Genomic DNA, 10,669 nt, shown 5'->3' with positions numbered 1-10,669 from the left:
CATCGACACCGCGGACTTCTACACCGCGGGCGAGAGCGAACGGATCGTCGGCCGGCTGATCGCCGAGGCCGGCGTCCGGGAGCGGATGGTGCTCACCACCAAGGCGACCAACAGCGTCGACACCGGCGACCCGAACGCGGGCGGCAACAGCCGCAAGCACCTCATCCGCGCGCTCGACGACTCGCTCCGGCGTCTCGGCACCGACTACGTGGACCTGTTCCTGCTGCATACCTGGGACCGGATCACGCCGGTCGACGAGGTGCTGCGGACGCTCGACGACCTGTCCCGGTCCGGCAAGATCCGGTACGCCGGGCTGTCCGACGTACCGTCCTGGTACGCCGCTCGCGCGCAGACGCTGGCCGACGCGCACTCGCTGACCCCGATGGTCAGCCTGCAGCTGCCGTACTCGCTGATCGAGCGCGCGATCGAGACCGAGCACGTGCCGATGGCGCAGCAGCTCGGGCTCGGGATCACCGCGTGGAGCCCGCTCGGAGGCGGATTCCTGACCGGGAAGTACCGGCGTGACGAGACCCGGACGATGTCGGGCGAAGGGCGGTTGACCGGGGACGGCGCGGCCGGGCAGAGCTGGACCGATCGGCAGTGGGACCTGTTGCCTGCGGTCCGTGACGTGGCCGACGAGCTCGATGTGACGATGGCGCAGGTCGCGGTGAACTGGGCCGCCACCCAGCCCGGCGTCGCCTCGGCGATCGTCGGTGCGAGTAACCCGGGACAGCTCGAGTCGAGCATCGCGGCGCTCGGGTCCGAGCTGCCCGCCGAACTACGGGCTCAGCTCGACGAGGCGAGCGCCGTACCGCCGTCGTCGGTCTACCGGATGTTCACGCCGGAGTACCAGGGCTGGATGGTCAGCCCCGGCGCGAAGGTCGCCGACAAGCCGGCCGGGTACCGCCCGCCGGTGGTCAACTGGCGCTGAGGTAGTCCAGGCACAGGTCGAGCGCGTACTCCAGGTGCGTCGCGGAACCGGACGCCATCAGGATCGCGACACCGCCCTGGATCGCCGCGATCAGCGCGGCCGAGGCACGGGCGGGATCCACGTCGGCGCGGATCTCGCCCGCCGCCTGCATCTGCTCGATCCCGGTCTGCAGCCGCCGCTCCCACTGGGCGAGCAGCTGCCCGGTCACCGCCTGCGCGGCCGGGGTGTGACGACCGATCTCGGTGATCAGCACGCCGAGCGGGCAGTTCACGCCTTGCCGCCGGTACCTCTCCACGACCACGTCACGCCAGTCGTGCCAGGCCCTCCAGTTGGTCAGCTGACCGAGGTGCGGCTCCTGGTCCTCGAGCACCTGCTCGGCCTCGCGCTCGGCGACCGCGAGCAGTAGCTGTTCCTTCCCGTCCGGAAAGTAGTGGAACAGCTGGCTCTTCCCGGTCCGGCTGCGGTGGCCGATGTCGTCCAGCTTGACCGCACTGATCCCCCGCTCCCGGATCTCCGCGGCCGCAGCCGCCACGATCCGGTCCCGCGTCGCCGCACCCTTCGCCGTCAGCACCCCTCGAATGTACCCGCTGGTCCATCAGCGGTCCGCGTTCAGCTCCGCGAGTTTGCCGAAAACCTGCTTCGGCTTCCAGTTCCCGTCGTCGTCGACCGCGACCAGGCCGTACGCCGCCAGGTCCAGGTCGTGCTGTGGATCGTCTGGCCGGTGCGGCAGCTCGAAGCCGGCGAAGCTGAACCAGAAGGCGGCCGCGAGGTTGATCCGGTCGAACTCCGCGACCAGGTCGAGCAGGTACTCCACTTGTTCCTCCTCCCGTCGCTCGTACACACCGTCGAGCACCGGCGGGTCGGCCTTGGTGTCGACGATCGTCCAGCCGATCGCACCGCGGTCGGCGGCACCCCGGTACGTGCAGCAGCCGAACTCGGTCGCCACCACCGGCTTGCCCCACTTCGACCGCGAGGCCAGCTCGTCGGCGAAGGTGGCCGCGTTCTGCGCGTCGCGGTACGCGTCGACGGCGACGATGTCGAACAGGTCCCAGTTCACGTCTTCCCACAGGCCGGCGGCGTACGTGATCCGGCCGGCGAACACCTTCCGCGCGGCCGCGACCAGCTCCTGCTGGAAACCGGCCCAGCGGGCGAGCCCGGCCTGCAGTTCGGCGACCTTCGCCGGGTCGGTCCAGGTCGCGGGGTCCGACATCACCGCGATCCGTTCCTGCGAGGTCTCACCCGGCACGAAACCCTTGCAGAACAAGGACAGCTCACAGCCGAGCACCATCACCACCTCCGGCCCCTGGTCCCGCAGAGTCTCGGCGCGGGCGGCGCAGGCCGCGAGGTAGCTGATCACCTCGGCCGGTTCGAGATCCGTCGGCATCGGCGAGAACCACACGTCCAGCCCGACGGCCAGCGCCGCCTCGGAGGCGAGCGCCAGCCGGTCCGGGTCGTCGCCGGAGATCCGGACCGCCGGAGCGTGCAGCTGCTCGGCGATCACCCTCAGGTCGTTACGTACCGCGTCGGCGTCGAAGCGGCGGCGCGTGTTGCGGCCGCCGTACACGAAGCCGGTGTCGTAGTTCACCCCGATCGAAACCATGGTTGGCAGCCTACAGCCAAAGTCATACTCGGTACATCTTCTTATCCGGTATGATTTGCGGATGGAGCAGCAGGGCCGCCGGGAGCGGAAGAAGGCCGAGGTCCGGGCGCGGATCGCGGACGTCGCGACCGGGCTGTTCCTGGAGCGCGGGTTCGACGAGGTGTCGGTGTCCGAGGTCGCGGAGGCGGCGGACGTGGCGCGGCCGACCGTGTTCGCGCACTTCGCCCGCAAGGAGGACCTGCTCTTCGACCGCTACCCCGAGGCCGAGGCGCTGGTGGTTGCCGCGGTCAACGATCGGCCGGAGGGTACGTCGCCGGTCGCGGCCCTGTCGGACCTGCTCGTGGGGCTCGCGGACCAGGGGCATCCGTTGTCGACGATCCGCGCGCGGTTCCAGCGGTTCTGGGAGGTGGTGGCGGAGTCGCGGCCGCTGCAGGCGCGCGCCCGGGAGCTGCTCCAGCACATCGAGGAGGCGATCGCCGAGGCAATGCGGCGTACCGACGTGCCGGAGCCGCACTTGACCGCCGCGCTCACCGTCGCCGCCTACCGGACCGTGCACTTGGAGGCGGTACGCCGGATCCTGGACGGCGAGGACGAGAAGGTGGTCGCGGCGGACCACCGGGCGCGGATCGTCAGCACGCTGGCGGCCGTGGATCAGCTCTTCAGGTAGTCGGCGATCTGGTAGGCGCAGGCGATCGACTCGGTGTGTGAGGTGTCCACCTCTACGTCGTACGTGATGCCTTCGTGGACGACGTACGCCTGCTGCTCGGCCATTCCGCGGGTGCGGTCGCCGCGGGCGAGCTCCCGGCCGGCGGCTACCTCGGGGGCGCAGTGGACGCCGACGAAGACGGTCTCGAGGTCGCCGGCCGCGGTCCGCCAGCGCTCTTGCGAGGAGGCGCCGCCGAGGAACACGTCGTCGACGATCGCGCGGCCGCCGGCGCGGCAGATCGCGACGATGCCGGCGGTCCAGGCCGCTTCCAGTTCGCGGAACGCCGGGCCGACCGACACCTCCCCGTCCGGGCCGAACTCGATGCCGCCCTCCATCGCGGCCGGCAGCGCGTCGACGAAGTCGTCCACGCTGAGCCCGAGCCACGGGTCCGGCAGTACGGCCTGCAGGCACCGCACGATCCCGGTCTTCCCGGAGCTCGAGCCGCCGTTGACGATGATCAGTCGCGCTGTCACGCCCGCAAGGCTAGAGGTTCGGCGTCCGGGGTCTCGACCGGTTTACGCCGCGCGAGGCCGAGGACCGGTACGGCGAGGATCTGGACCACTGCACAGACCAGGTACGCCGGGCCGTAGCCCCAGACGTCTGCCGCGCGTCCGAGAGCCGGCTGTACGACGACCCCACCGGCTGAGCCGACCAGGTTGTCGAACGAGAGCACGGTCGCGCGCTGTTCGGACGGGATGTAGGTGTTCAGGTAGGCCTGCCGGATCGGGGTCGTCGCGGCGAACATCGTGCCCCACACGATCAACAGCCCCATGGCAACCCAGAACGAGGTGACAAGCCCGATCCCAGCAATCACCACTCCCGAAACCACAATTGCCCCCATCAAAACCCCAACCCGCTGATCCGCCCCTCCGCTCCGCTCCGGGGCGGGTTGGGCGGGGAGCCCACCTCCGCCGGGGGCGGGTTGGGCGGGAAGCCTCACCCCCGCCGCTGGTCCGGGAGTCCCTCCGGTCCGGGTGAAGAGGCGGGTTAGGTGGGGGGCGGTTAGGCCGCCGGCTATTTGGGCGGTGGCTACTGCGCCGGCGGCGAGGCCGGCTACGGCGTACGACGTGGTGTGGCCGTAAAGGTGGAGGAGGTAGGGCTGGGCGGCGTAGAAGCCGTAGGCGCTGACGCCGGCGGTGAACGGGCCGGCGAGGATCACCCAGCGGACCCGTTGGTTGCGGAGGCCGTGGTGGAGGGACGACCGAACGACGGCGGTCATCTCGGAGCGAACCGACGCGCGCGGCTTCGGAGTGAAGCCGATGTCGCGCATCGACCGCCACGCCACCGCGAACGTGGCCACCAGCAACAGTGCGCGGACGACGTACGGCATCCCGAGATTCGTGAACTGCGCCAGCACCCCGCCGCCGATCGACCCGCCCAGCATCGCGACCCCGTTCGCCACCTGCCCCTTCGCGAACGCCGCGTCCAGCGACCCCTCGTACCCGGTGGCGTGCAGCCCGTCGACCAGCCACGCCTCGGTCGCGCCGCTGAAGAACGTGAACCCGAGCCCGAGCAGCGCCGACACCAGCGCCCACCACCAGAACCCGGCATGCACCCGCCACAGCCACAGGTACAGCAGCGTCGTACCGATCAGCGTCGCCGTCCCGAGCAGGTACGACACCCGCCGCCCGATCAGATCCGCGACGACCCCGGTGGGTACCTCGAACAGCACCATCCCGGCGGTGAAGAACGCGTTCGCGGCGAACGTCTGCCCGACCCCCAGGCCGGCGTCCAGCAGGAACAACGTGTTGATGCCCCAGATCATCGACGACGCCCCGGTCGACACGGCGACCAGCGTCAGGTAGGTCCGCAGTACCCGTTCGGCTGTCATACCCGGTACGTCGGAGCCCGGGCGGACGGCTCGACATGCGCTCCGTTAGCTCCCGGGGCGGGTATCGTCCCAGCCGTGACGGATCAGCAACCGCCCAGCGGCGGCGAAAGCACTGCGCCCACCACCGGGCACAGTGCGGTACATGACACGGTGCGGCTCGCCGTGATCGTCGGCGCTCTCGGTGTCGTGTTCGGCGACATCGGCACCAGCCCCATCTACACCCTGCAGACGGTGTTCAACCCCGACGACCCGCACCCGGTGCCGGTCAGCGACAACAACCTGTACGGCGTGGTGTCGCTGATCTTCTGGTCCGTGATGATCGTCGTCACGGTCACGTACATCCTGCTCACGATGCGTGCGGACAACGACGGCGAGGGCGGCGTGATGGCGCTCATCACGCTGCTCCGCAAGTGGCGCCGGACGCACCCGGGCCGCCGGGCCGCGGCGCTGCTCGCGACGGTGGGCCTGTTCGGGGCGTCGCTGTTCTTCGGCGACGGCATGATCACCCCGGCGATCTCGGTGCTGTCCGCGGTCGAGGGCCTCAAGACCGTGCAGCCGTCCCTGGGCGAGTACGTGATCCCGATCACCGCGGTGATCATCATCGGCCTGTTCATGGTCCAGCGCCGCGGCACCGAGTCGGTCGGCCGGGTGTTCGGGCCGGTGATGATCGTCTGGTTCACGGTGATCGGCGCGGCCGGGATCGGCGGCATCCTCGAGCACCCGGCGATCCTCAAGGCGCTGTCCCCGACGTACGCGATCGCGTTCCTGGCCGGGCACTTCCACATCGCGTTCTTCGCGCTCGCGGCGATCGTGCTGTCGATCACCGGCGCCGAGGCGCTGTACGCCGACATGGGGCACTTCGGCCGGAAGGCGATCAGCCGCGGCTGGCTGTTCCTGGTGCTGCCGGCCCTGACGCTCAGCTATATGGGTCAGGGCGCGCTGATCCTGAAGGACCACGCGAACATCAGCAGCCCCTTCTTCCTGCTGGTCCCGAGCTGGGGCCGGCTGCCGCTGGTGCTGCTTGCCACGATGGCGACCGTGATCGCCTCGCAGGCAGTGATCACCGGTGCCTACTCGGTGATGGCCCAGGCCGCCCGGCTCGGGTACCTGCCACGGCTGCGGGTCACGCACACGTCGGCGACCACGATCGGCCAGATCTACGTACCGTTCGTGAACTGGCTGCTGTTCGTGTCGGTGCTGACGCTGATCTTCGCGTTCCGCAGTTCGGCCGCGCTGGCGTACGCGTACGGCATGACCGTGACCGGGACGATCACCATCACCACGCTGCTGTTCTTCTACGTCGCGCACTACCGCTGGAACGTGCCGAAGTGGCTGATCATCGCGGGCGCCGTACCGCTGCTGCTGATCGACGGCCTGTTCATCGCGGCGAACCTGACCAAGCTGCTGCACGGCGCGTGGCTGCCGCTGATGATCGCGCTGATCTCGTTCACCGTGATGACGACCTGGCAGCGCGGCCGCGAGGTCGTCACCCAGGAGCGGGAGCGGGCCGAGGGGTCGCTGCAGGAGTTCATCGACGAGCTGAGCTCCGGCAAGCTGGCGGTCCGCACGGTGCCGGGGACGGCGATCTTCCTGAACCGCGGCGGCGTCAGCGCCCCGCTGGCGCTGCGCGCGAACGTCGAGCACAACGAGGTCCGGCACGAGCACGTGGTGATCGTCGCGATCGACACCGAGCCGGTCCCGCGGGTCGCCGAGGAGAACCGGGTCACGGTCAACGACCTCGGGTACGGCGACGACGGGATCACGCACGTCACGATCAAGTTCGGCTACATGGAGCGCCCCGACGTACCGGCCGCGCTGGCGCTGCTGGACCCGTCCGACTCCGAGGGGCCGCTCGATCTGGACCGGGCGTCGTACTTCCTGTCGAAGATCGAGCTGCGGCGGGGCAAGGCCAAGACGATGGCCGGCTGGCGCAAGCAGCTGTTCCTCGCCACGTCGCACATCACCGCGGACGCGGCCGAGGCGTTCAGCCTGCCCCGTGACCGCACGGTCATCATCGGTTCGCACATCGAGGTGTAGCCGATGGAACAGACCTACGACGAGAGCGCACCGGTGCCCGCACTGGCCGGTCTCGTCCGTACGGTCTGGATCCAGCGCACCGGCGACTCGCCGTACCCGCAGCGGGACCTGCCGACGGGCGGGGTCGAACTGCACTGCCCGGTCGGCGGCGTACCGCGGCTGATCGGGCCGCTGACGCGGGCGCACCTGCAGGTCATCCCGGCGCGGACGACGATCGTCGGCGTGCGGTTCATGCCGGGCGCCGGGACACCGCTGCTCGGCGTACCGGCCGACGAGCTGGTGGACTGTGCGGTCGACCTGTGGGGACCGCTCGCGGACGTGATCGGCTCGGTGGTGGCGTCCGCGGCGAGTCCGCAATCGGCGCTGCTCGGGGTGCAGCAGTACCTGGCCGGGCAGGAGCTGCGGCCGGATCCGGTGGTGACGGAGCTCGTACGGCGCCTGATGCCGTGGCAGCCGACCGCGATCGCGCCGCTGGCCGACGAGCTCGCGCTGTCCGAGAGCCAGCTGCGCCGCCGCTGCCTGACCGCGACCGGCGTCGGACCGAAGACGCTGCAGCGGACCCTGCGCTTCCAGGGGTACCTCGCGTTGGCGCAGGCCGGTTTCGGGAACGGGCTCGCCGACCTGGCGGCCGAGGTGGGGTACGCCGACCACGCCCATCTCACCCGCGAGTGTGTGCGGCTGGCCGGGGTGACACCGCGCGACCTGCTCGGCGACAAGGCGGACAGGTGCGACTGCGGGCACGACCACACCGCGTCGTGGGCGCCGTTCCTGGGCGACCGTTTCGTTCAAGCGCGCCGGGCGGGTGCCGTCCTAACGTCGGTGCATGGAGCTGATCGGGGCTGAGCACGAGTTGTACGACGTACTGCGAAGGCCGGCGCAGCCGCAGTACGAGCAGGTACGCCCGCGGGCGATAGCACGCTGCGAGAACGCCGAGGACGTCGCCGAAGCGCTCGCGTACGCCCGGACGCACGACCTGCCGGTGGTCGCTCGCGGCGGTGGACACTGCTTCGCTGGGCGCTCCTCTACTACCGGGCTGATGCTTGATCTGTCGCCGATGTCGTGCGTTTCCGTCGAGGGCAGCGTGGCGACGATCGGGGCGGGGGCTCGGCTCGCGGCGGTCTATCGCGAGCTGCACGAGTGCGGGCTGACGATTCCGGCGGGGTGTGGGCCGACGGTCGGGATCGCCGGCCTGACGCTCGGCGGTGGGCTGGGGTTGCTCGGCCGGCGGTACGGGCTGACGTGCGACCGGTTGGTGGCGGCGACCGTAGTACTTGCCGATGGCAACGTTGTGGTGTGTGACGAGCAGCGGTACGCGGACCTGTTCTGGGCGTTGCGTGGGGCGGGTGGCGGGCAGTTCGGGGTGGTTACCGCGCTGGTGTTCGCCGCCGTACCGTCGCCGGCCGCGACCCGGTTCCGGATCAGCTGGCCGCGTGATCGTGCCGCCGAGGTGATCGACGCCTGGCAGCACTGGGCGCCCGACGCCGCTGACGACATCACCGCGAGCCTGACCGTGACCGCCGATCGCGCCGAGGTCTTCGGCGCGACCCTCGTTCCCTTCGACCCCGGCCCGTTCGCGGACGGTGCCGTCGAGGTTCGCGATGATCTCAGCTGGCCCGATCTGAAGCGCAGCCTGTCCGAGGGTGAGCCCGACGATCGCGTCCTGCACAGCAGGTCCGAGTTCGTCCGTACCGCACTCCCCCACGCCACGATCGCCGAACTCCTCGGCACCGGCTGCGACCTGAACTTCACCCCGATGGGCGGTGCCTACAACCGCGTCCCGCCCGGCGCCACCGCGTTCGCCCACCGCGACGAACGCTTCCTCCTCGAACACGTCGCCCCGGACCGCGCCGCCGTACGCCGCTCCTGGTCCACGGCCCACCCGCACGCCTCCGGCCACACCTACCCGAACTTCCCCGACCCCGACCTGACCGACTGGCCCACCGCCTACCACGGCGCAAACTATGAGCGCCTGCTGCGCATCAAACAAAAGTACGACCCCACCAACACCTTCCACTTCCCCCAGTCCCTCGGAGACACCCAATGATCCGCCTGTACATGAGCATGTCGCTCGACGGTTTCGTGGTCGGCCCGGACGACAGCGTCGAGCAGCCGATGGGCCGGGGCGGCTTCCGGTTGTTCAACTGGCTCGACGACCGGGACTCCGACGGTCCGAGCGGCCAGGTGTACGCCGAAGCGCTCGCGACCGGTGCGGTGATCGCGGGACGGCGTACGTACGAACACGCCGGGCGCTGGCAGGGCGACCACCACGACGGCGTACCGATCTTCGTCCTCACCCACCACCCGGACGACGTACCACCCGGGCACGCGCAGTACGTGACCGACGTCGCCGAGTGCGCCGCCCTCGCGAAGGCGGCCGCCGGCGACCGGGACGTGCTGGTCCACGGCGCCGCCGCCGGCCAGGCACTTCTCCGGTCAGGCCTGCTCGACGAACTGGAACTCCACGTCGTCAACGTCCTCCTCGGCAACGGCCGCCGCCTCTTCGAGAATCTGCCCGACGAGTACGTCGAACTGGACAACGTCCGCCAACTGCCCGCCCGAGACGTCACCCACCTTCGCTACCGTGTCGTGAATGACGGCCGAGAAGACGCTGCTGCTCAATCTGTTGAGTGACGTACAACGCTCGTTGCTCTGGAAGATCGAAGGCCTGAGCGACGAGGAGCTGCGGCGGCCGATGACGCCGACCGGGACGAATCTGATCGGGATCGTGAAGCACCTGACCGGGATCACCTACGGGTATCTGGTGGCGGCGTTCGGGCGGGAGCAGCCGGCGGACCGGATGGCGGACGGGACCGACGACGAGGAGTTGTGGTTCGGGCTCGATCTGTGGGCGACGCCGGACGAGTCGGCCGCCGAGCTCGTCGCGGCGTACGAACGGGCGTGTGCGGCGGCAGCCCGGGCGATCGAGGAGCTGGAGCTCGAGACGGTCGGGACGCATCACACCGGGAACGCCGTGACCTTGCGGGAGATGATCCTCACCGTGCTGCTGGACACCACCCGGCACACCGGCCACGCGGATGTCGTCCGCGAGTTGACCGACGGCCGGGTCGGGCAGCATGCCGGTGACCCGATGTCCCCGGACGACCCGGAGTACCTACGCATGTACCGCGCCCGCATCACCGGCGAGATCGACCGCGACACCTGGATGGCCTACGTCCGCAGCCTCCCCGACTGTGACCCGGCGGCATGGGAGGAACTCAAGGCTCGCAACAAGAAGGGCTAACGCCAGGGTGGGAGTGGTTTCGCGGCCTCGCCTGATGGGGTGTGTACGGCGGTGTACGGGCGGCCGGACAGGTACGCCGCCTGTTCCGGGAGTGGACCGGTGACGGGTGGTACGTTGCCGCGGTCGGTGCGGATGTCCTCGCAGAGCCTGGTGAGGAAGTCGTCCGGGAGGTCGGCGAACGTGACGCCGGTGTCGAGGTCGACCGCGTGGATCAGCACCTCGCAGGACCGCATCCACGGGATCTGGGTCGCCGGGATCGGTACGCCGCGGGAGGACAGCACCCGCGTCTGCCACTGCACGTCGGTCAGCTCCGCCATCGCGGC

11 protein-coding genes and 1 pseudogene are annotated in these 10,669 nt (G+C 70.1%); 7 read left to right on the top strand and 5 right to left on the bottom strand.

Going from position 1 to position 10,669, the window contains the following annotated elements:
• A partial coding sequence (locus VFF46_RS12060; RefSeq protein ID WP_325037180.1) for an aldo/keto reductase occupies nucleotides 1-931 on the top strand: 931 nt, incomplete at its 5' end.
• On the opposite strand, the gene VFF46_RS12055 is transcribed toward VFF46_RS12060, so the two are convergent.
• Entirely contained in the window at nucleotides 918-1,502 is a 585-nt protein-coding gene (locus VFF46_RS12055; RefSeq protein WP_325037179.1) for a TetR/AcrR family transcriptional regulator, read from the bottom strand. The genes VFF46_RS12060 and VFF46_RS12055 overlap by 14 nt on opposite strands.
• 24 nt (nucleotides 1,503-1,526) lie before the next feature.
• Entirely contained in the window at nucleotides 1,527-2,531 is a 1,005-nt protein-coding gene (locus VFF46_RS12050; RefSeq protein WP_325037178.1) for a hypothetical protein, read from the bottom strand.
• Nucleotides 2,532-2,592: 61 nt separating this feature from the next.
• On the opposite strand from VFF46_RS12050, the gene VFF46_RS12045 reads away from it, so the two are divergent.
• Complete coding sequence (locus VFF46_RS12045; protein ID WP_325037177.1) at nucleotides 2,593-3,198, top strand: helix-turn-helix domain-containing protein; 606 nt, start codon at nucleotides 2,593-2,595, stop codon at nucleotides 3,196-3,198.
• Here VFF46_RS12045 and cpt read toward each other — a convergent pair.
• Entirely contained in the window at nucleotides 3,183-3,710 is a 528-nt protein-coding gene (gene cpt, locus VFF46_RS12040) for a chloramphenicol phosphotransferase CPT (RefSeq protein WP_325037176.1), read from the bottom strand. The two genes, VFF46_RS12045 and cpt, sit on opposite strands and share 16 nt — an antisense overlap.
• Nucleotides 3,707-5,068, bottom strand: a complete 1,362-nt coding sequence (locus VFF46_RS12035) for an MFS transporter (protein WP_325037175.1) — start codon at nucleotides 5,066-5,068, stop codon at nucleotides 3,707-3,709. The genes cpt and VFF46_RS12035 overlap by 4 nt, the downstream gene beginning before the upstream one ends.
• 75 nt (nucleotides 5,069-5,143) lie before the next feature.
• Between VFF46_RS12035 and VFF46_RS12030 the strand changes: the two genes are divergently transcribed.
• From VFF46_RS12030 to VFF46_RS12010, 5 genes are read left to right on the top strand one after another with little or no spacing between them, the layout of a single operon-like run.
• A complete protein-coding gene (locus tag VFF46_RS12030; protein ID WP_325037174.1) occupies nucleotides 5,144-7,105 on the top strand; it encodes a potassium transporter Kup in 1,962 nt (653 codons plus the stop codon).
• A 3-nt stretch (nucleotides 7,106-7,108) separates the two neighbouring features.
• The gene (locus VFF46_RS12025) at nucleotides 7,109-7,948 is read left to right on the top strand and encodes a DUF6597 domain-containing transcriptional factor (RefSeq protein ID WP_325037173.1); all 840 of its coding nucleotides are present in this window, start codon (nucleotides 7,109-7,111) and stop codon (nucleotides 7,946-7,948) included.
• Nucleotides 7,929-9,149: an FAD-binding oxidoreductase gene (locus VFF46_RS12020; protein WP_325037172.1), complete on the top strand. Its 1,221-nt coding sequence runs from the start codon at nucleotides 7,929-7,931 to the stop codon at nucleotides 9,147-9,149. Before VFF46_RS12025 ends, VFF46_RS12020 begins: the two co-directional genes overlap by 20 nt.
• Nucleotides 9,146-9,736: a dihydrofolate reductase family protein gene (locus VFF46_RS12015; protein ID WP_325037171.1), complete on the top strand. Its 591-nt coding sequence runs from the start codon at nucleotides 9,146-9,148 to the stop codon at nucleotides 9,734-9,736. The genes VFF46_RS12020 and VFF46_RS12015 overlap by 4 nt, the downstream gene beginning before the upstream one ends.
• Nucleotides 9,696-10,346: a DUF664 domain-containing protein gene (locus VFF46_RS12010; protein ID WP_325037170.1), complete on the top strand. Its 651-nt coding sequence runs from the start codon at nucleotides 9,696-9,698 to the stop codon at nucleotides 10,344-10,346. Before VFF46_RS12015 ends, VFF46_RS12010 begins: the two co-directional genes overlap by 41 nt.
• Here the strand turns inward: VFF46_RS12010 and VFF46_RS12005 are convergent.
• A pseudogene (locus tag VFF46_RS12005) lies at nucleotides 10,343-10,669 on the bottom strand (maleylpyruvate isomerase); the annotation flags it as partial. The gene VFF46_RS12010 and the pseudogene VFF46_RS12005 sit on opposite strands and share 4 nt — an antisense overlap.

This window comes from Kribbella sp. (assembly GCF_035655035.1).
In the GTDB taxonomy this organism is placed as follows: Bacteria; Actinomycetota; Actinomycetes; order Propionibacteriales; family Kribbellaceae; genus Kribbella.
Note: the sequence above shows the minus strand (reverse complement) of the source record. Positions and strands in the feature narration are given on the sequence as shown.